Below are 20,145 nucleotides of genomic sequence, written 5' to 3'. Positions count from 1 at the left end.
GATCGTTCACGATTTGCCGGCAGCGCCGGGCACCAGGGTACTTTCCCGAAACAGGCGATTGAGATCGGCAACGACTTCGGCGGCTTTGTGCCGGGAAGTCATGCCGGAAAGGATGCGGTCGGATGCCGCCTGCTGGAACGCCATGTAGCCGTCATGGCGTGGCCGCACCCATGCGCCTTCCAGCGTCGCGCGCGTATCCCGATAGAAATTGCCGGTCGCTTCATTGACGGTCTGATCCTCCCAGGCCGCTGCATGGCCGGGCTGCCCGCCGGCAGCGGCATAGGGGCCGCGTTGGACATCGCCGCTGGCGACCCAATAGGCGAAGTCGATGGCGGCATCTCTGGCCTTGGAAAAGGCTGACACCGCTATCCCTGTGCCGCCAAGCGCCGAACCGATCGGACCACTGGAGCCGATGACGGGGATATCAGCAAAGGCTAGCCGGTGCGGGCGAAAACCAGCCGCCGCATAGGAAACGTAGCCATAGATCAGCGGTGCGCAGACGATCCGGGAATCGGCTTCCGTCATACGCTCCGAGACGGCAATAGGATCCATCTCGAAACACGCCGGATCGACGAGCGCGGCAATCTCGCGCATCGCCTCGAAGACGTCGCTGCCGGCCACGATGTCGATGAGATCGTGGGATGGATCGGTGGTGCGGAGATGCCCGAAATTGCCGGCAAGCGTGTAGAACACCATCAGCACATGGGGCGGGCGCAACGGCAGCAGCACACGGCCTTGCCGGGCGAGGTCGAGTACCTCGCTCCAGCGCGCTGGCGGCGCATCGAGCGCGTCCGGCCGCCATGCCTGAACTTGGGCCGCCGCGTCGATCGGGAAGGCCCACTGTCGCCCCTGCCAGTTGTAGCTTGGATAGGACCGGCCGACGCTGCCTGAGGCAAGGGCTGCGCACTCTGCCTCGCGGCCGGCGACATCCAGCGGCTCGAGGCAGCGCTCAGCCGTGATCTGGCCGACATGCGGGTGGTCGATGACGATCAAATCGTAGGCGCGCGCCAGTTCCTCGACCGGGAAGGATTCGAAATCCTGCAGCGAGCGCTTGTCCCATTCGATGGCTATGCCGGTCTTCTGATTCCATAGCGATGAGCAGGCGACCATCGGGTCGTAGCCGCGCGGATGGCTCCAGGTCATGCCCTTGAGTGTGGGCACGCTCACAGGCCGAACTCCTCGCGGATTGCAGCACTGTGCTCGCCGATGCGGGGCGCCGCCCGATCGACCTTGGCTCTGATGCCATCGACCCGGAGCGGCGAACTGGTGGTGAGGATCGAGACGTCGTCCTCACGCGTCACCGTCTGCAGCATGTCGAGCGACTGAAACCCCTCGCTCGCCAGCATCTCCGGCCAGGTCAGCACCTTGGCGCACCAGATGTCGGCTGGCTCCAGGATATCAAGCCACTCGTCGATGGTCTTGGTGGCGATCCTCTGCGCGATGATTGCCTTAATGTCGTCGCGCGCCGTGAACCAGGATGCCGGCTTGTCGCGGTAGGGCGCCAATTCACTAAGCGACAGCAGGTCGGCCAGCTTGGGGATCGGCGTCATGGCGATGGCGAGGTAGCCGTCTTTCGCCGGATAGACGCCATAAGGCGCTGAGAGATAGGCGTGAGCACTGCGAAAGCTGGAGCGCCTGGGCAAGCGGCGGCCGTCGTTGAGATGCGTGGTCAGCACCTCGAACTGGAAATCGACCAGCGCTTCCAGCAGGCTGGTTTCGATATGGCTGCCCTGGCCGGTGATGCCGCGCCGCACCAGTGCTGCCAGTATGCCTTGCGCGCAGGCGGCACCGGCCAGCATGTCGCCGATGGCAAGACCGAACGGTACCGGCCCCTGGTCCTCGTCGCCATTCAGCCACATCACGCCGGAACGCGCCTGCGCCAGCAGGTCCTGGCCGGGTCGCTTGACCCATGGCCCGTCCCCGCCATAGCCGCTGATCGAGGCATAGACGAGCCGCGGGTTGATCTTGCGGACAGCCTCGTAGTCCAAGCCGAGCCGCTCGATGACGCCCGGCCGGAAATTCTGGATCAGCACATCGGCCTTGGCCAGAAGGCCGCGCAGCGCCTCGAGATCGGCTTCGTTCTTGAGGTCGATGGCAAGACTTTCCTTGGCCCGGTTTATGGCATGAAAGATCGTTGAATCGCCGCCGATCTCGGTGTCGCTGAGATAGAGCCGGCGCGACAGGTCGCCGCCATCCGGACGCTCGATCTTGATGACGCGCGCGCCGAGATCGAGCAGCCTGAGCGAGCAGTAGGGTCCCGACAAGAACTGGCTCATGTCGACGACGACGAGACCGGCAAGCGGCAATTCGACTGCTGCCGGCATTTCTATTTCTCCGTCTTGCCGACGAAATCGGCAGGGTTGCGGTACTTCACCGTCTGCAGATGCTCGCAATAGAGAACGAGCTCACCTTCGCCCTTGAACACTTCATAGCTGGCGCGGATCAGCCCCATCTCCTTGTAGCGAGGCTTCTTGTCGAGGTTGGAGCGGATCGAATAGATCGTGTCGCCAATGAAGACAGGCTTTATGAAGCGCAGTCTGTCGTAGCCATAGGAAAAGGCGTTGACGCAATTGGTGGCGACCAGCCCCAGGCCCGCCGAAAAGACGAAAGCGCCGGCGATCAGCCGCTTGCCGAAAATGCCTTCGCTCTCGGCAAACATCTGGTCCTGCACATAGGGGTGGATGTCGAGCACCAGCGTGTTGAACAAATGGCTGTCGCCTTCGGCCATGGTGCGCCGCAATGAGCGGATTTTCTGCCCGACCGGCCAATCCTCATAGAACCAGTTCTCGGCATTCCACACCGGCAGCGCGGCATGGTCCGGCGGCATGTTCTTGGGGTGCGTCGAGGCAACGCCGACGGTGGGCGCGAAGTCGCTCATAGCTGGCTCCGCCAGCCCTGCGTGGAGTACGTTATATCAGTCGGAAAGCCTATCGAGGCGTCGAAATTCAAGACGTCTCCTCCCATCAATCTTCTTTTGTAAATAGTATTTTCACATATGGGATTGCGTTGCAAGCGTGAACAGGCGAAATTTTGGCCATTCCCGCAAGCCGCCGGCGCTGGCGGGCAGGGAGGAAATCATGCGCAAGGAGTGTCTGGTCTTTGTCGGCAGCCTGAACCGCGAGGCGCCCTATTTTCAGGGCGCACGCGGCGTCGGCCTCAGCGTCTACAGCTTCAATGAGGAAACGCTGGAAACGCGAAAACTGACCGAGACCGATGACGTCGACAATCCGACCTTCCTGTCGGTGACGCCGGATGGCGCGCGGATCTATGCCAACTCTGAAGTCTTCACCTGGCGCGAGGGTACGGTCTCGGCCTACAGCTTCGATCGTGCCTCGGGCACGCTCAGCTACCTGAACAAGCAGCCATCACTCGGAAGCATCACCGCCCACAACACCATCACGCGCGACGGGACGAAGCTGCTGGTCGCCAATTACGGCATGGGCGAGGGCGGTCCGGATCGCGCCGTGACGGTCTTTGGTTTCGAAAAGGATGGCGCGCTGACAACGCCGCTGGCCAGCATCTCGCATAAGGGCAGCGGCCCGAATGCGGCGCGGCAGGAACGCTCGCATGCCCACAGCGTCACCGAAACCATTGCCGGGGGAACAGCCATCGTCGCCGACCTCGGCATCGACCGGCTGGTGTCCTACCGGATCGGCAAGGACGGAAGCCTGGGCAAACTCGCCGAATCCGCTTTGCCGCCCGGCGCCGGCCCGCGCCATCTCGCTTTGCATCCGAACGGCCGCTTCGTCTTTGTCATGAACGAGCTGGATTCGACCATCGTCTCGATGGCGCTGGACGAAGCCACCGGCAAGCTCTCCATCATCGATTCCCAGCCGGCGGTGCCGGCCGAGGCGCGCGACAGCAACCATTGCGCTGATATCCAGATCTCGCCGGATGGCCGTTTTGTCTACGGCTCCAACCGTGGCCATGACAGCGTCGTCATCATGGCCGTCGACCAGCAGGCCGGCGCGCTGGCCCTCGTCGGTTATATCCCCTGCGGCGGTGCGACGCCGCGCAACCTGGCGCTGACGCCGTCAGGCGGCCATCTGTTCTCGGCCAACCAGAATGGCGACCGCATCTCGATCTTCGCCCGCGACACCGAGACCGGCATGCTGAGCGACACCGGGCGCGCCATCGAGATCGGCACGCCGATGTGCGTCAAGATCGTGCGCTGAACGCCTGCAACCGCACATCATATCTACGTCGAAGCGTCGGACAAAACCGGCTCGGGCTCAAGCCTGTTGTATGGCCGATAGCTTCCAGTTCGAGCCGTTCTCACGCACGAATGTCCACAGCTCGGTCGTCTCCGTCGGATGTTCATCGTCGCCCTCGACGACCTTGCCGCTGGCCCGTTCGCGGGTCACGTCACGAGACTCGTAGCGCAATGCGGCCGTGGCGTAGTCGCGGTTATCCTCACGCCAGCTCTCTGCGATGTCGGCCTGCAGCAAAGCGATGTCCGTCACCTCGTTCCTGAGGCCTTTGTGGGCATTGTCGGCCAGTTCTTCCGACAGATAGGATACCATCTCGGGGGTCGTCGCCCGGCGCAAAGCGGCATGGTCCTCGCGTCCGAATGCCTCCTGGACATCGGTCAACAACTGCTGAAATGCTTCGAGGTCGGTCTGGGCCAGCCTGATCTCGTCAGAGCCGGCGGCCGGCGAGCCTCCGCCCGAACCGCTCCCAAAGCCGGGAATTGTGAAGGAGCCCGCAGTCTGTTGCTGTGCCGTTGCGCGGTTCTCAAATCGCGAAGCCTGGCCATTGCCGGCACCGGCGAGCGCCGGCGCGGGACCACGCGCGGATTGCGAGCGGAAGAACCTGATGGCCAGCATGATCGCGCCACCGATGAGCAGCGCCTGAAGCAGGAAGCCGAACATGCCGGCCAGGCCGCCGAAGCCTTGGCCGACGAGCAGGCCGATCAGGCCGCCGAGCAGCAGGCCGCGCATCATTGTTCCACCGAAGCCGCTCATGAAGCCGGGCCTCTGCGGGCCGGCCTGCGGCTGCCGGGCCGCGTTGTTCACACCGGTGTTTGGCGTCATCGAACGCTCGACTGGAGCGGTCGGCGCCGGGGCGGTCCTGGTCGGCGGTGCCGATTGGAACGTACGCATGCCACGACTGCCGAAACTGCCGCCGCGCCGCGCCTCGGCATGATCCATCGCGACCATGGAGAATGCCAGGAACAGTCCTGCAAAGAGAGCTGCAAATCGGCTTGTGCGGGAAATCATCGGAAATGAACCTTTGTCGATGCGTCTCGGAAGTTTCAGCAAACGCCGGCCTGGATTGCCGGGCGTCATGCGGTCAGTCGAACAGCTCTTCGAAGAATGACTTCTTCCGCTTCGGATAGCGGTGGCCGTGCGAGCGGGAATAATCGTCATCGCGGCCCTGGCCGTGTTGCGGCTGGGAGAATGCTGCCGGCTGCGGCGCGGGCGAGGCATCCCTGCCGGAACGCTCGATGATCTTGTCGAGTTCTCCTCGATCAAGCCAGACGCCGCGGCACTGCGGGCAATAGTCGATTTCGATACCCTGGCGTTCGCTCATCACGAGCGCGACGCGACAGGAGGGACAAACCATACCAAGGAGAGAAGAAGATGTCATACGGGGCTCCAAACCGAGAAGGAATGAGTCCGCTTGACCGAAAGAATGGAAACGGACCCGTTAAAGCGGTCCGACATCACAATCACCAGAGGCGATAGTCAGAGGGGCCCGGCCCGCACCGGACAATTAGGAATGCCGCGCCGCGCCTTCAAGAGCGACATTGCCTGCGAGAATGATTTGTTCGCCATCTCTGCTCAAACCGTCACCACGATCTCAGATCGTCACCACGATCTCAAATCGTCACCACGATTTTGCCGAACTGCTGGTTCGATTCCAGGTAGCGATGCGCCTCGACGATTTGGTCGAACGCAAAGGTCCTGTCGATGATCGGTCTGAGCGTCCCGCTCTGCAGACCTTCGACGATGAACGTCTTGGCGACCTCCAGTTTTGCCGGGTCGCCGGTGATCTCATGCACGAGGTAGCCGCGCAGTGTCAGCGTCTTGGCCAGCACGGTTGACAGCGGGAAGGGCGTCGCCTCGCGGCTGAGGCCGCCATATTCGATGAGGGTGCCGCCCTTAGACATCGCCTCCGTCAGCGGCTCGAAGATAGGCCCGCCGATCGCATCGAAGACGACGCGTACGCCTTGCGCCCCGGCGATCTGGTTCAGGCATGCCGACAGATCCTCCTCCGCCGAGGCCACCACATGCGCCGCACCGACGCCGAGCAGCGCCTGCTTCTTTGCTGATGTCCGGGTCACGGCGATCGCGGTCGCACCAACCTTGTTGGCGATCTGGATCGCGGCAAGCCCGACACTGCTCGATGCCGCTGTGATGACGATGTGGTCTCCACTGCGCAACCTGGCGATATCGATCAGCGCGCCATAGGCGGTGAGGTACTGCATCCAGACGGCCGCTGCCGTCTGCCAGTCGAGCGATGGCGGATGCTTGACCATAAGCCCGGCGGGATAGGTGGCACGCTCGCCATAGGCCGGCCAGCGGATCATCGATTGCGGCGGGATCACACTGACGCTGTCGCCCGGTGCGAAATCCCCCACTTCTTCGCCCACCGCCTCGACGATACCCGCTGCCTCGAGGCCCAGCCCCGAGGGCAGCGTCGGAGTCTCGATGTAAGTGCCCGCACGTAGCAACGCCTCGGCGCGATTGAGGCCGAGTGCCTTGACGCGGATTTGAACTTCGCCCGGACCGGGTCGGGGAAGGTCGACATTCTCGATGCGCAGAACCTCGGGGCCACCATGCTGGTGAAAGCGAACCACACGTGTCATTCGGGATACTCCAAATCGTCTGAACCGAATGTGCTATGCAGCTAGGATTTTCGGAGATAAATGGCCGTGGAAGGAGAACAGTAGAAACCAGGAGTTCCGAATATGGATCGGCTTGAGAGCATGGCCGTATTCGTCAAGGCGGTCGACCTCGGCTCGTTCGCGGCCGCGGCGGTCGCGCTTGATCTCTCCGGACCAATGGTCGGCAAGCATGTCCGGTTTCTCGAGGACCGGCTGGGTGTGCGGCTGCTCAACCGAACCACGCGCCGGCAGAGCCTGACCGATTTCGGCCGCGCCTATTATGAACGTTGCCGGCTTGTGCTGGCCGAGGCCGATGCCGCCGATGCCTTCGCCGACCAGTTTTCAGAACCACGGGGAAAACTGCGCGTCACCATGCCGGCGCATTTCGGCCGCCACTGCGTGACACCCGTGCTGCTGCGGCTGGCCCAGCAATATCCGATGCTGGAACTTGACCTGTCGCTCAGCGATCGCTTCGCCGATCTCGCTGAGGACGGCTACGACCTTGCTATCCGCACCGGTGATCTGGACGACAAGGCCGGCGTGATCGCGCGCCGCGTCGCCCGCCAGGGTATGATCGTCTGCGCGGCACCCTCCTATCTCAGAATTCATGGCGAACCGCGACAGATCGAGGATCTCGCCGACCATCAAGCGATTGTCTACCGCCGCCTTGGCCAGGTCGTTCAGCCCTGGCTGTTTGCGCGCGAGGGGCAACCCGCGCAGGAGATCATGCCAACCGGCCGGCTGCGGCTCGACGATCTCGATGCCATCGCTGACGCGGCCACCGACGGCATGGGCCTAGCCTGGCTGCCCTATTGGCTGATCAGGGAGCGCATCCGGACCGGCGCATTGGTGGCGCTGTTGCCGGATGAGCCGCGCTATCTCTACGACTGCTACGCGCTTTGGCTTAAAACGCCGCATCTGCCGCTGAAGGTGCGGCTTGCCGTCGACGCGCTGGCGGCTGCCTTGCCGAAATCGATGGCGTAACCGTAGCGTCCGCCTCTCGGTAAAGATCGCGCCAATATCCCCTGACCTTGGCGCGGCGGCAAAGGTCGTCGACAACAAGGACACAATTCGGGTTTCTTCTGCAAAGCCGGTAAAAGAGTGCACGCTTCGGCTTTGAGGCGTGGCGTTCCAGTGCCATATGAAAGTGGCCGGCGGATTGAGTGCATTGCGGGAGGGTTTATGACAAAAGGTTCGGATCTGTTCGTCGCGGCCCTCGAAAACGAAGGGGTCGAACGGATTTTCGGCATTCCGGGCGAAGAAAATCTCGATATCGTCGAATCCATACGCCGCTCCTCGATCCAGCTGATCCTGACCCGCCACGAGCAGGCTGCCGCCTTCATGGCCGCCACCTATGGCAGGCTCACCGGCAAGCCAGGTGTGTGCATCACCACGCTTGGCCCAGGCGCGCTCAATCTTTCGACTGGTTCCGCCTATGCGCTGCTCGGCGCGATGCCGATGATCATGATTACCGGCCAGAAGGGCATCCTGTCATCCCGGCAGGCACGCTTCCAGATCGTCGACATCGTCGCGGCGATGAAGCCGCTGACCAAGCTGTCGCGTCAGATCGTCTCGCCGAAGATGATCCCGTCGCTGGTGCGCGAAGCCTTTCGTGTCGCCCAGGAAGAGCGTCCAGGCCCGGTGCATCTGGAGCTGCCGGAAGACATTGCAGCGGCGGAGTGCGAAGCGGTCGCGCTGGTACCGACGCATCCCGTCGAACTGCCCCTGGCCAGTGCGGTCGCGCTCGATCGCGCTGCCCGGATGATCATGGAGGCCAAGCGTCCGCTGTTGATGTTCGGCGCGGCGGCGTCGCGGCCGCGATCGACCTCCGATCTCGCGCAGTTCGTGTTGCGCACGCAAATTCCCTACTTCACCACGCAGATGGGCAAGGGCACCGTGCCTGGCGGAACCGAACTCTACATGGGAACGGCAGCACTTTCGGAGCGCGACTATGTGCACGAAGCCATAGAGCAGGCCGATCTGATCATCACCATCGGCCACGACACGATCGAGAAACCGCCCTTCATCATGGGCGCCAAGGGTCCCAAGGTCATCCATGTCGGCTATCTCACAGCCGATGTTGAGCAGGTCTATTTCCCGCAAGCGGAGATTGTCGGCGACCTCGGCCCTTCGTTGGCGTTGCTGGCCGACCGCATCGAGGGCAAGATCCCCAATGCACAGGCGCTGCTGCCGCTGCGTGAAGGTATTTTGAGCCGGATCGCCGCGCGCGCCACCGAGGATCGCTTCACGCCGCAGCGCATCGTGCATGATGTGCGCGCCGTGATGCCGGCGGACGGGATACTCGCCCTCGACAATGGCATGTACAAAATCTGGTTCGCGCGCAACTACCGGACGCGCATGGCAAACACGCTGCTGCTCGACAACGCGTTGGCCACCATGGGAGCGGGCCTGCCGTCGGCGATGATGGCGGCACTGCTCTATCCACAGCGCCGTGTCATGGCCATCTGCGGCGACGGCGGGTTCATGATGAACAGCCAGGAACTGGAAACCGCCGTCAGGCTCAAGCTCAACCTCGTCGTCCTGCTGCTCGAGGACCACGCCTACGGCATGATCCGCTGGAAGCAGGCAGTCGACGAGTTTCCGGATTTTGGCATGACCTTCGGCAACCCCGACTTCGTGAAATATGCCGAGGCCTATGGCGCCAGGGGGACCCGGGTTGGCGCGATCGCCGAATTGCGGCCAGCGTTGGAACAGGCCTTCGCCGGCGGCGGCGTGCATCTCGTCGTCGTGCCAATCGACTATTCCGAAAACATTAAGGTGCTTGTCGACGAGCTGCGCGAGCGGCTGCCGGCGACCCCGGCGCCCTAACGACAGCGGCAACGCCGCCATCGTTATCGCCTGGAGTCGCAGCCGAGGTTCCTAGACCTTGCAGTAGGGCGTTACCGGCGCGATGGTGCCGAAATCCCTAGCGATCTCGTAGCCGATGCCGTCGGCCGCCGCCTTGCCGACATAGGAATGGCAGAGCGTGTGGTTGTTGGTGGCGTCGACGCGGATCTTGCCTTGCGGCGCGTCGAACTCGATCGACGGCAGCGCCGCCAGCACGTCGTCGTCCTTCAGCGATCCGGCCTTTTCGGCGGCCAGCGCATAGAGATGCAGGTCGTTGTAGCCTGCCTCGCCGATGCCGTTGACCATCTTCTCCTGGCCGAACTTTTCGCGGAAGCTCAAGATGTCGGCCTCGCGCGCCGCAAGACCCGCCACCAGTGCTGTCTCGCAGCGGACCCATCGGCGGTGATGCGGCGACGCATTCGTGGCGGGTTGCGGAGTTGCTCTCATTGCGCCTGGGCAGCCCTTCGGTTCTCTGGCGAGACCGCAGCCCCCTTGGCATTGTCGGCCGAGGGATTGCCAGCACCTGCCTCAATCAGCGGAATCTGCGGTGCGGCGTCGCGCGGCAAGGTTCCCTTGATCCGGGGATCGTCGACAATCTCAAATCCGGTCGCGAAGGGCACGAACCCGCAGGCACTGTAAAACCCGATGACGCTGTGATGGTCGAAGCTGCTTGTGTGCAGCCAGATGCGGTTCGGGTTGAGGCGCCATGCGAGGTCCAGGGCACCGGCCATCAGCCGCTTGCCGAACCCTCGGCCGGTCAAGGACGGGAACAGGCCGAAATAGGTGATCTCGATCTCGCGGCTGTCGGCGACGAAGAATTCGACCATGCCGAGATGCGCGCCGCTCTCATCGTAGCCGTAGTAGAGATGCTGGCGCGGATCGGCAAAATGCTCCGCGATCTCGGCATCGGACATTTCGGAAACGCGGTCCCACAGCCAGGGCGCGCCGATCTCAAAAAAGATCGCCCGGTAGGAAGCGCAGTCGGGCGTCGTGATCCGCGTCATGGCCAAGGGGTGCGCGAGATCGGGCTGCGGCGAGCGCGCCTCCATCCACGTCACCGCATTGGCAAGCTTGCCCACCGGCAGGCGATGGTAGCCAATGGCGAGTTCGGTAACTTCGGCGGGCATCGGATTTTCGGTGATCAACGCATTCCTCTCAAGTCTTGCAGAAACAGCAGTACCGGCTCGCCGCGGCCGATGCCAACTCCCCAAAGACTATGGCAGCATCGAAGACCATGGCGGCGTCGAACGGCAAGTCCTGGACTGAAAGTTTGGCACGTATGCCTCTTGCATTTCACAGGAATGGCATATGAGATATGATACACCATTCGGATGAAAGTGAAATATGATGCCTGAGCGGATTGCGGACGAGGCCATTCTGAGCGCGGTCGATGACGGCTTCGCGCGGCAGGTCGCGTTTCTGCAAGACCTCGTGCGGTTTCCGTCGCAGCGCGGCGAGGAACACGCCGCGCAGTCGTTCATGGCAGCTGCCTACGAGGCGGATGGCTACGCGGTCGACATGTGGCGCGTCGATGTCGACGCGATACGCGAACTCCCGGGTTTTTCACCCGTGGCGGTTTCCTATGACGACGCCTTCAATATCGTTGCCACTCACACGCCGCGAAACGCGACCGGCCGCTCGCTGATCCTCAACGGGCATATCGATGTCGTGCCGACTGGCCCGCTCGACCGCTGGGTGCGCGATCCCTACGATCCGGCGATCGAGGATGGCTGGATGCATGGTCGCGGCGCCGGCGACATGAAAGCCGGCCTGTCCGCCTGCCTCTATGCGCTGACCGCCTTGCGCAGCCTTGGCTATCAGCCGGCCGCGAAGGTTTACCTGCAGTCGGTGGTCGAGGAGGAATGCACCGGCAACGGCGCGCTCGCCTGCCTGCAGCGCGGCTACCGCGCCGACGCCGCTTTCATTCCCGAACCGCTGGAACCGCGGCTGATGCGGGCGCAGGTCGGGCCGATCTGGTTCCGGGTCGAGGTCGACGGCGACCCGCAGCACGCATCGGGTGCATTTTCGGCCGGCGCCAATGCCATCGAAAAGGCCTTCGTCATCATCCAGGCGCTGAAGCAGCTCGAAATCGTATGGAACGCACGCAAGGTCGATGACCCGCATTTTTGCGACCATCCGCACCCGATCCGCTTCAATCTCGGCAAGATCGAAGGCGGCGAGTGGACATCGAGCGTTCCGGCGCGCTGTGTCTTCGAAATGCGCGTCGCAACCTATCCCGGCCAAAAGCTCGAGGATGCCAGGGCCGAGCTTGAGGCCTGCATCGCCGATGCGGCCCGAGCCGATCCGTTCCTGGCCAATCGTCCGCCGAGCCTCACCTACAATGGCCTCATGGCCGAGGGCTATGTACTGGAGGGTGTCGACGAGATGGAAGCAGTACTGCGCCGCAGCCACACAGCCGTCTGGGGCGAGCCGTTGACGGAGCACGTCACCTCGGCCACCACCGATGCACGTTTCTTCGGCCTCTATGCCGACACGCCGGCGATCGTCTACGGCCCGATCTGCCGCATGCCGCATGGCTATGACGAGGCCGTCGATCTCGACTCGGTGCGCAAGGTCACCCAGACGATCGCGTTGTTCATCGCCGATTGGTGCGGGCTCGAACGCATCAATCCGGAGGCGAGGATATGAATGCGGCCGTCCCCGATGCGTTCGGCGAAACACTCGCCGAGGACGCGCCTGATGTCTCGACCGCTGACGCGCAGGCCGTCCTGCGCCGGCACTACGGGCTCACCGGCTCGGCGCGTCCGCTGCCTGGCGAACGCGACCACAATTTCCATATTCAGACCGATGGCGAGGGCGAATTCGTCCTGAAGATATCCCATCCGGCGGAAGAAGCCGGATTCACCGATTTCCAGAACAAGGCGCTCGACCACATCCTTGCGGTCGACCCAACCTTGCCGGTTCCCTCGGTGCGCAAAAGCCTTGAGGACGAAGCGCAGTTTGCGATCAGCGTCGCCGGATCGGCGCCGCGCATCATCCGGCTGGTCACTTATCTGCCAGGCCAACTGCTGTCGCTCTCGCCCACGTCAGCAGCGCAGGATCGCAATCTCGGCATCTTCCTCGCCCGCCTCGGCCGGGCGCTGCGCGGTTTCTTCCATCCCGCCGCTGGCAGCGACCTGCTCTGGGATATCCGCAAGGTCGCCAAGACGCGGCCGATGATGGCGCACATCACTGATCCGAGCCGGAGGGCCATGGTCGAGCGTGCGATGGACTCCTTCGAGGAGCATGCTGCGCCGGTCATTCCGAAACTGCGCGCCCAGATCGTCCACAACGACATGAACTCCTACAATGTGGTGATGGATGCTTCGCGGCCCGAGGTGGTGAGCGGCATTCTCGATTTCGGCGACATGATCCATTCGCCGCTGATCTGCGACCTCGCCATCGGCGCCGTCTATCGCTGGCCGGCGGAAGGTCATCCGCTGGCGCCGGCCGCGCGCTTCGTCGCAGGTTATCAGTCGGTCCAACCACTGGAGGAGGACGAGATCGGCATTCTTTTCGAACTGATCCGTGCTCGCCTTGCGCTCATCGTCAACATCGCCAGTTGGCAGGCCGAGCGCTTCCCGGCCAAGCGCGACTATGTGCTGCGCCTCGCCAGCGAGGTCTGGGCCTCGCTCGAACGGTTGGACGGCCTGTCGTCCGCTGATGCCCGCCGCTATTTTCTCGACCATTCCAATCCGGAGTAGAAGCTCGTGTCTCAATCCTCGCCATATGCTGCAAACGCCGACGTAGCGGCATCGGAGCGCGCGCTGCTTGAACGCCGCGCCAGGCTGCTTGGGCCAACCTACCGCGCCTTCTATCGCAACCCGATCCATCTGGTGCGTGGCAGCGGTGTGTGGCTCTACGATGCGCAGGGCCGCAAGTTCCTCGATGCCTACAACAACGTCGCCTCGGTTGGGCACTGCCATCCGCGCGTCGTCGAGGCGCTGTCGGGGCAGACCGCCACGCTCAACACCCACACGCGCTATCTCAGCGAGATCATCCTCGACTACGCGGAGAAACTACTCGGCACCGTTCCAGCCCATCTCGGCCACGCCATGTTCACCTGCACTGGCAGCGAGGCCAACGACCTCGCCATCCGCATCGCCCAGCATTCCAGCGGCGGCACCGGTGTGATCATCACCGATTTCGCTTACCACGGCGCCACCATCGCGACGGCGCAACTGTCGCCGGCGGCGGTCGGGGCAAAGGGCGTACCCGCGCAACACCGCACCGTGGCAGCGCCGGACATGTTCCGCGACCATGGCAAGGCATCACGCGATTTCGCCAAAAATGTCGCCGCCGCCATCGACGACATGCGTGCAAACAATATCAAGCCGGCGGCGCTGCTTCTGGACTCGGCCTTTTCCAGCGATGGCATCTTCTTTCCGGATGCGGCGGTGATGCGCGAGGCGGCCGACCATGTGAAAAAGGCCGGCGGCATCGTCATTGCCGATGAGGTTCAGTCTGGCTTCGGCCGGCTCGGCCAGGGCATGTGGGGCTTCGCCAATTATGGCATCGAGCCCGACATCGTCACGATGGGCAAGCCGATCGGTGACGGGCATCCGATGGGCGCCGTGCTGGTGCGGCCGCAACTTGTCGCCTCCTTCGGCTCGAACACCGGTTATTTCAACACCTTCGGCGGCAATCCGGTCGCTGCCGCCGTCGGCCTCGCCGTTCTGGAGGTGATCGAAGGTGAAGGACTGATCGAGAATGCGCGCAATGTCGGCGCCTATACGGCTGAGCTGCTGCGCGCCCTGCAGAGCCGGCATGGCGCGGTCGCCGACATCAGGCACAACGGCCTCTATTTCGGCGTCGAGCTGATGGCGGACGGCGACGAGGCGCTGGCCGCCACCAAGACATCGGCGGTCGTAGAAGCCATGCGCGAGGACGGCGTGCTGATCTCGTCGTGCGGTCCGCGCGGCAATGTGCTGAAGATCAGGCCGCCACTGCCGTTTGCCAGGGACAATGCCGAGCAACTGGCCGAGACGCTCGATCGCGCGCTGTCGAACTGGTGATCGGAGCAGACCGCCCATGCTGAAGCTCGAACATCAAACCCTGAATGACCGCGCCTATGGCGCGCTCAAGCAGGAGTTGATTTCCGGCGGCTTCAGCCCGGGCCAGACGCTGGTCATCCGCAAGCTCGCCGACACCTTCGGCATCTCGACGACACCGATCCGCGAGGCGCTGCAAAGGCTCGTCGCCGAGCGGCTGCTGGAGATGCAAAACAACCGCTCGGTCATTGTGCCCCTGCTGTCCGCGCCTGCCTTCGAGGAGCTGACGCGCATCCGCATCGCCGTCGAGGGACTGGCCGGCGAGATGGCGGCGACCAGGATGAGCGAAAGCGGGCTGGCTGACATACAGGCGACGCTCGCCGGCATGCAGCGTGCCATCGAGGCCGGCGACGCCAGGGCCTATCTCTCATTGAACGAGGCGTTCCACTTCGCCATCTACCAGCACGCCGGCGCGCCGATCTTGCTCAACATGATCCGCGACCTTTGGGGACGTGTCGGCCCCTATCTCAAGCTGCTGATGCAGGCCGATCGCTACATCCCGCAGTCGAACGACGCGCATCGCAAGATCGTAGTTGCACTGGAGCAGCGCAGTGGTCCCAAGGTGCGGGTTTTCATAGAAGAGGACATCGCGATGGCGGCCGCCGTGCTGTCGGCAAACCTTGACGCTGCCAAGCGACTGTCGGCCTAGCTCGACCTGTCCAGCCGGTCGCGCAGCATGCTCCAGCCGAGCAGCATGTTGGGCGCATGCCGCAGCACAGGATGGAACGGAATCGGCGCCGGCGGCGCGAAGGGCAACGGCAGGTCGCGGGCGTCGGTTCCAGTGGCCCAATCGGCCAACACCTTGCCCATCGCCGTGGTCATGGCGATGCCGCGGCCGTTGCAGGCACGCCCGGCAATCAGGCCGGAACCGAGGTCAATGAGGTGCGGCAGGAAATCCGGCTCGACGGCAGCCATTCCCGACCAGCTGTAGGCGACGGGCGGCAAGTCGGGCAGGTCGAGGTGACGGCCAAGCCTTCGCCAGATCGTCCGCGGGACGCGCGTATCGGCGCCGGCGCCAAGGATGTGCATGCCGCCGCTGATCAGCCGGTTTTCGGCATCGAAGCGGAAGGTGAACAGATTGCGCCTGGTGTCGCCGACACCTTGCCCGCCCGGCAGCAACCGGCTGCGTATTTCACGAGGCAGTGGCGCTATCGCGATCTGGAAAACCTTCAGCGGAAAATAGGTTCGCTGCAAGGTCGGATTGAGGGACCGGCCATAGGCGTTGGTGGCGATCAGCACCTTTGCGGCGCGTACCGATCCCGTCGGCGTTTTCAGCATCCAGCCATCGGCTATGCGATCAACCGAGGTGACGCGCGTCTGCTCGAAGATCTTCGCTCCGGCCTTCTCCGCCACGTCGGCGAGCCCGCGCGCATAGGCGACCGGATTGAGCACGCCGCCGGAACGATCCATCCAGCCGCCGACATAGCCTGGCACGCCCGTCAGTGCTTCGATCTCCCGCCGATCCAATGTGACTGCCGGTCGGCCACGCTGTGCCCATTGCCCGGCACGTGACTTGACCTTCTCGAAGGCGGCAGGCGAATGCGCCGGCTGGATCCATCCGTTCTGCACGGCGTCGCAGTCGATGCCGTGCTGCCGGATCAGGCGGAAAACCAGATCGGCGCTGCCGGCGGCGAAATCGATCAGCCTTTCGCCGCGCGAAGGTCCAAGATGGGCCACTATGTCGGCCGGGTCCATCTTGGCGAAGTTCGGCACGACGAAGCCCGCATTCCTGCCGGTCGCGCCCCAGGCGATGAATTCGGCTTCGAGAACGGCGACGGAAAGGCCTTTGCCGGCGGCGTGCAGCGCGGTTGAAAGGCCGGAAAAGCCGCCGCCGACAATGGCCAGGTCGACATCGAGCCCGCTCTGCAGCGCCGGCCGCTCTCGACGATCGCGGCTGACGGCATGCCAGAGCGAAGCGCCATGCGCTTCCTGCCGAACCGCGGCATTCATGACGGGGAAATGCTCTTGGCCGTCGCTACCTTCGCCCGCTTGCCAAACCACGGCCGCCGCGGCCTGTCGCCGAGCAGGCCGTTCGGCCGGGCCAGCAGGATGACGCAGAGCATGACGCCGATCGCTGCGATCTGCAGCGCGGCGGCGCGAGCCTGCTGTTCCGGTGGGAACAGGATGCTGGTCAGCGTGCCCGATCCGGCCCATATCGCCCAGACCAGGATGCTGCCGATGACGGCGCCGAGATTGCTGCCCGAGCCGCCGACGATCAGCATCACCCAGACCTGGAAGGTCAGGATCGGCAAATAATTGTCCGGCGCGATGAAGCCGGTGAAGTGCGCCTGCAGCGCGCCGGCCAGCGCCATGATGGCGCCACCCACGGCAAAGGCCTGGACGCGGTAGAAACGCGCGCTCTTGCCAAGCGAGATCGCCGCCCGCTCATCCTCGCGCAGCGCCTTCAAAACCCGCCCCCATGGGCTGCGCGACAAATGCTCCAAAGCGAGATAGGCGATCAGCGTGACGACCGAGACCACAGCAAGGTTGGAGAGGTTGAACAGCAGCGGCGTCTCGGCAAGGCTGCCGAAGGGGCGCGGGATGAAGCCTATGCCGAACGGCCCGCCGGTCAGCTTCTGCGCGTTGAGCGCGACCAGTTGCACGACGACGGCGACGCCGAAGGTGGTGATTGCCAGATAGTCTGATCTCAGTCGCAGCGTTGCCATGCCGGTCAGTGCTGCCGCGATGCCGCCGACGACCATGGCGCCGAGCCAGCCGACAAGGATCGGCAGGCCGAAGCCGCCAAGCCGCACGGCATCGTCCGGCGTCGTCAGCAGCGCCGAGGTGTAGGCGCCGATGGCGACGAAGCCGGCGAGGCCGACATTGAACAGGCCGGTCAGGCCCCACTGCAAATTGAGCCCCAGCGTGACCAGCGAGAAGATCAGCGCGGTGGTCAGGAAGAAGGCGCCGTAGCCGATCAGATCCATCAGCGTTCCCTCACACCAAAAAGGCCGATCGGCCGCACGAATAGCACCGCCATCAGGATGATGAAGGAGACGGCGGCGCGCCACTCGGCGCCGATCAGTTGCACGGCTCCGGCTTCGGCAAGCCCGATGATCAGGCCGCCGAGCACCGCGCCGGGGATGCTGCCGATGCCGCCGAGAATGGCGGCGGCAAACATCGGCAGCAGCATGTCGAAGCCCATGAACGGACGGATCTGCACCAGAATGCCGATCATCACGCCGGCCACGCAGGCAAGCGCCCCGCCGATGACCCAGGTGACGCGCACCACGCTGGCGACGTCGATGCCGACGATGCGGGCGAGTGCCGCGTTCTGGCTCAGCGCCTGCATCGAGCGGCCGGTCTGCGTGCGTGTCATCAACAGATGCACGCCCAGCACCAGCACGGCGGTCAACAGCAAAAGCGCGATCTGGTCGGGTGTGATGCGGATGCCGAAGCCGACCGGCATGGCGATCTGGATCGCCCGGCTGAAATAGGTCGGCCGCGAGGTGAAGGTGAATTCGAGCAGACTTCTCAGCGCCATCGAGGCGCCGAAGCTCGCCATCACCACGATGATCGCCTGGCCTTGCGAGCGCAGCCGCGAAAACAGCACCTTGTCGAGCAGCAGCGCCAGCAAAGCGGTGAACGCCATGCCGATGATCAGCGCGACAATCAGCGGCCAACCGAAGGACAGCGGCGCGATCGGCGCCACCTTGCCGAATGTCGCGCCGATGGTGCTGACGACGGCCAGCGTCGCATAGGTGCCCCAGGCCATGAAGTCGCCATGGGCAAAGTTCGAGAAACGCAGGATCGAATAGGTAAGCGTCACGCCGATGGCGCCGAGGCCGATCATCGAACCCGTCAGCAATCCGTCGACGATAAATTGCAGGCTCATGCCGTGCCTCCTTTCCCCGCCTGCGATGGGCGCTGGCCAAGATAGAGTTCGGCGACCACCGGGTCGTTCCATAGTTCGGCGGCGATGCCCTGGTGCCTGTCCTTGCCCTCGACCAGCACATAGGCGCGGTCGCCGATGGCGAGTGCCGCCTTGGCGTTTTGCTCGACCAAAAGGATGGTGACGCCGGACTTGCGGATGCCGGCCAGCATCTCGAACACCATCGAGACGAATTTCGGCGACAGGCCGGCGGACGGTTCGTCCAGCACCAGCACCTTGGGGTGGACGATCAGGGCGCGCGCAACGGCCAGCATCTGCCGCTGTCCGCCGGAGAGGTTGCCGGCGGCGGTGCGGCGCTGTCGGACAAGGTCGGGGAAGGCCGCATACATCTCCTCGATGCGGGCAGGGATCTCGCGCCGTTCGAGGATGCCGCAGGCAACTTTCAGATTGTCCTCGACCGACATCAGCGGAAAGATGTTTTCGGTCTGCGGCACGAAGGCTAGCCCAAGCCGCACCATGGTGTGTGCCGGTGCGGCAGTGATGTCCTTGCCGTCCAGAAACACCGTGCCGCCGGTGATCGGGACGAGACCGGCGATCGCCTTGATGAAGCTCGACTTGCCGGCGCCGTTGGGACCGAGAACGACGACGATCTCACCCTTGCCGACGGTGATCGAGGCGCCGCGCACAATCGGCACGCCGGGCTCGTAGCCGGCTTCGAGGTCGCGGACATCGAGGACGGTTTCGCTCATGCGGCGCCTCCCAGATAGGCCTCGATGACGCGCGGGTCGCGCGCGACTTCTTCCGCAGTACCTTCGCTGAGCAACTGGCCGCTCGCCATGACAAGGACGCGATGGCAAAGCCGCGTCACCATGTCGATATTGTGCTCGATGAGCAGGAAGGTGATGCCGCGCGCGTTGATGTCGCGGATGCGGTCGATGATGACTTCGAGCAGCGTCGCGTTGACGCCGGCCGCCGGTTCGTCGAGCAGGATGATCGCCGGATCGGCCATCATGACGCGGGCGAGTTCGAGCAGCTTGCGCTGGCCGCCGGACAGCACGCGCGCCGGCTCATGCGCAAGGTGGGTGAGGGTGACGAGCGCCAGCAGATCGAGCGCCTTTGCCCTGGCGGCTCTCTCCTGCGCCGCCACCCGCCATGGCGCGACGAAATTGGCGAGCAATTTTTCGCCGGCCTGGCCCTGTGCCGCCAGCATGATGTTTTCGATCAGCGTCAAATTGGGCAGCGGGCGCGGGATCTGGAAGGTGCGGCCAAGGCCACGGCCGATGCGCAGATGCGCCGCTTCGCCCGAGACCGGCGTGCCGTTGAGAAGGATCTCGCCGCTGGTCGGCAATATGCTGCCGGCGAGCAGATCGAACATCGTCGTCTTGCCGGCGCCGTTGGGACCGATGAGGCCGAGGATTTCGCCCGCTTTGACATCGAACGAAACGTCGTTGACGGCGACAAGGCCGCCGAACCGCCTGACGACATTCTTCGCCGTCAGAACCGGCGCACGGGTCACTTGCCGTTGCCTTTCCGCTGCCTCGCTCATCAAACCCTCTGGCCGAAGACGATCATTGCCGTCTCCTGAT

General features: G+C 63.9%; 20 protein-coding genes. 7 read left to right on the top strand and 13 right to left on the bottom strand.

Going from position 1 to position 20,145, the window contains the following annotated elements:
- Positions 1–6 precede the first annotated feature (6 nt).
- The 3 genes from ACSQ3L_RS26580 to ACSQ3L_RS26570 are packed head-to-tail and all read right to left on the bottom strand — an operon-like array spanning position 7 to position 2,878.
- Positions 7–1,167, bottom strand: coding sequence for an extracellular solute-binding protein (locus tag ACSQ3L_RS26580; RefSeq protein WP_436162607.1), 1,161 nt, complete (start codon positions 1,165–1,167; stop codon positions 7–9).
- On the bottom strand, positions 1,164–2,324 hold the full coding sequence (locus tag ACSQ3L_RS26575) for a CaiB/BaiF CoA transferase family protein (RefSeq protein WP_436162606.1): 1,161 nt from the start codon (positions 2,322–2,324) through the stop codon (positions 1,164–1,166). The genes ACSQ3L_RS26580 and ACSQ3L_RS26575 overlap by 4 nt, the downstream gene beginning before the upstream one ends.
- A 2-nt stretch (positions 2,325–2,326) precedes the next feature.
- Positions 2,327–2,878: a MaoC family dehydratase gene (locus tag ACSQ3L_RS26570; RefSeq protein WP_436162605.1), complete on the bottom strand. Its 552-nt coding sequence runs from the start codon at positions 2,876–2,878 to the stop codon at positions 2,327–2,329.
- Between the two features lie 199 nt (positions 2,879–3,077).
- Between ACSQ3L_RS26570 and ACSQ3L_RS26565 the strand changes: the two genes are divergently transcribed.
- On the top strand, positions 3,078–4,175 hold the full coding sequence (locus ACSQ3L_RS26565; RefSeq protein ID WP_436162604.1) for a lactonase family protein: 1,098 nt from the start codon (positions 3,078–3,080) through the stop codon (positions 4,173–4,175).
- Between the two features lie 57 nt (positions 4,176–4,232).
- On the opposite strand, the gene ACSQ3L_RS26560 is transcribed toward ACSQ3L_RS26565, so the two are convergent.
- The 3 genes from ACSQ3L_RS26560 to ACSQ3L_RS26550 form a co-directional block, all read right to left on the bottom strand.
- Positions 4,233–5,219 carry a Tim44 domain-containing protein gene (locus ACSQ3L_RS26560; protein WP_436162603.1) on the bottom strand — a complete coding sequence of 329 codons (987 nt, stop codon included), beginning with the start codon at positions 5,217–5,219 and terminating at the stop codon, positions 4,233–4,235.
- Between the two features lie 73 nt (positions 5,220–5,292).
- The gene (locus ACSQ3L_RS26555; protein ID WP_436162602.1) at positions 5,293–5,589 is read right to left on the bottom strand and encodes a zf-TFIIB domain-containing protein; all 297 of its coding nucleotides are present in this window, start codon (positions 5,587–5,589) and stop codon (positions 5,293–5,295) included.
- A gap of 232 nt (positions 5,590–5,821) precedes the next feature.
- Complete coding sequence (locus ACSQ3L_RS26550; RefSeq protein ID WP_436162601.1) at positions 5,822–6,811, bottom strand: zinc-dependent alcohol dehydrogenase family protein; 990 nt, start codon at positions 6,809–6,811, stop codon at positions 5,822–5,824.
- A 102-nt stretch (positions 6,812–6,913) separates the two neighbouring features.
- Here ACSQ3L_RS26550 and ACSQ3L_RS26545 point away from each other — a divergent pair, with 102 nt between their 5' ends.
- Both ACSQ3L_RS26545 and ACSQ3L_RS26540 read left to right on the top strand, forming a co-directional pair.
- On the top strand, positions 6,914–7,813 hold the full coding sequence (locus ACSQ3L_RS26545; RefSeq protein WP_436162600.1) for a LysR family transcriptional regulator: 900 nt from the start codon (positions 6,914–6,916) through the stop codon (positions 7,811–7,813).
- A gap of 198 nt (positions 7,814–8,011) precedes the next feature.
- The gene (locus ACSQ3L_RS26540) at positions 8,012–9,658 is read left to right on the top strand and encodes an acetolactate synthase large subunit (RefSeq protein WP_436162599.1); all 1,647 of its coding nucleotides are present in this window, start codon (positions 8,012–8,014) and stop codon (positions 9,656–9,658) included.
- A 51-nt stretch (positions 9,659–9,709) separates the two neighbouring features.
- Here the strand turns inward: ACSQ3L_RS26540 and ACSQ3L_RS26535 are convergent, their stop codons facing one another.
- Complete coding sequence (locus ACSQ3L_RS26535) at positions 9,710–10,048, bottom strand: transporter substrate-binding protein (RefSeq protein ID WP_436162598.1); 339 nt, start codon at positions 10,046–10,048, stop codon at positions 9,710–9,712.
- 71 nt (positions 10,049–10,119) lie between these two features.
- Positions 10,120–10,803: a GNAT family N-acetyltransferase gene (locus ACSQ3L_RS26530; RefSeq protein WP_436162597.1), complete on the bottom strand. Its 684-nt coding sequence runs from the start codon at positions 10,801–10,803 to the stop codon at positions 10,120–10,122.
- Positions 10,804–11,023: 220 nt separating this feature from the next.
- Between ACSQ3L_RS26530 and ACSQ3L_RS26525 the strand changes: the two genes are divergently transcribed.
- From ACSQ3L_RS26525 to ACSQ3L_RS26510, 4 genes are read left to right on the top strand one after another with little or no spacing between them, the layout of a single operon-like run.
- Positions 11,024–12,325 carry an ArgE/DapE family deacylase gene (locus tag ACSQ3L_RS26525; RefSeq protein ID WP_436162596.1) on the top strand — a complete coding sequence of 434 codons (1,302 nt, stop codon included), beginning with the start codon at positions 11,024–11,026 and terminating at the stop codon, positions 12,323–12,325.
- The gene (locus ACSQ3L_RS26520) at positions 12,322–13,380 is read left to right on the top strand and encodes a phosphotransferase (protein ID WP_436162595.1); all 1,059 of its coding nucleotides are present in this window, start codon (positions 12,322–12,324) and stop codon (positions 13,378–13,380) included. The genes ACSQ3L_RS26525 and ACSQ3L_RS26520 overlap by 4 nt, the downstream gene beginning before the upstream one ends.
- 6 nt (positions 13,381–13,386) lie before the next feature.
- The gene (locus ACSQ3L_RS26515; RefSeq protein ID WP_436162594.1) at positions 13,387–14,691 is read left to right on the top strand and encodes an aspartate aminotransferase family protein; all 1,305 of its coding nucleotides are present in this window, start codon (positions 13,387–13,389) and stop codon (positions 14,689–14,691) included.
- 16 nt (positions 14,692–14,707) lie between these two features.
- Complete coding sequence (locus ACSQ3L_RS26510; protein WP_436162593.1) at positions 14,708–15,376, top strand: GntR family transcriptional regulator; 669 nt, start codon at positions 14,708–14,710, stop codon at positions 15,374–15,376.
- On the opposite strand, the gene ACSQ3L_RS26505 is transcribed toward ACSQ3L_RS26510, so the two are convergent.
- Genes ACSQ3L_RS26505 through ACSQ3L_RS26485 form a run of 5 tightly spaced genes read right to left on the bottom strand, consistent with a single transcriptional unit; the run spans position 15,373 to position 20,105 of the window.
- Positions 15,373–16,677 carry an NAD(P)/FAD-dependent oxidoreductase gene (locus tag ACSQ3L_RS26505; RefSeq protein ID WP_436162592.1) on the bottom strand — a complete coding sequence of 435 codons (1,305 nt, stop codon included), beginning with the start codon at positions 16,675–16,677 and terminating at the stop codon, positions 15,373–15,375. The two genes, ACSQ3L_RS26510 and ACSQ3L_RS26505, sit on opposite strands and share 4 nt — an antisense overlap.
- Complete coding sequence (locus tag ACSQ3L_RS26500) at positions 16,674–17,657, bottom strand: branched-chain amino acid ABC transporter permease (protein WP_436163531.1); 984 nt, start codon at positions 17,655–17,657, stop codon at positions 16,674–16,676. The genes ACSQ3L_RS26505 and ACSQ3L_RS26500 overlap by 4 nt, the downstream gene beginning before the upstream one ends.
- Entirely contained in the window at positions 17,654–18,562 is a 909-nt protein-coding gene (locus ACSQ3L_RS26495; protein ID WP_436162591.1) for a branched-chain amino acid ABC transporter permease, read from the bottom strand. The genes ACSQ3L_RS26500 and ACSQ3L_RS26495 overlap by 4 nt, the downstream gene beginning before the upstream one ends.
- Entirely contained in the window at positions 18,559–19,308 is a 750-nt protein-coding gene (locus ACSQ3L_RS26490; protein WP_436162590.1) for a branched-chain amino acid ABC transporter ATP-binding protein, read from the bottom strand. The genes ACSQ3L_RS26495 and ACSQ3L_RS26490 overlap by 4 nt, the downstream gene beginning before the upstream one ends.
- Positions 19,305–20,105: an ABC transporter ATP-binding protein gene (locus tag ACSQ3L_RS26485; protein ID WP_436162589.1), complete on the bottom strand. Its 801-nt coding sequence runs from the start codon at positions 20,103–20,105 to the stop codon at positions 19,305–19,307. The genes ACSQ3L_RS26490 and ACSQ3L_RS26485 overlap by 4 nt, the downstream gene beginning before the upstream one ends.
- Positions 20,106–20,145: the final 40 nt, after the last annotated feature.

This window comes from Mesorhizobium sp. LjRoot246, assembly GCF_964254115.1.
Taxonomy (GTDB): Bacteria; Pseudomonadota; Alphaproteobacteria; order Rhizobiales; family Rhizobiaceae; genus Mesorhizobium.
Note: the sequence above shows the minus strand (reverse complement) of the source record. Positions and strands in the feature narration are given on the sequence as shown.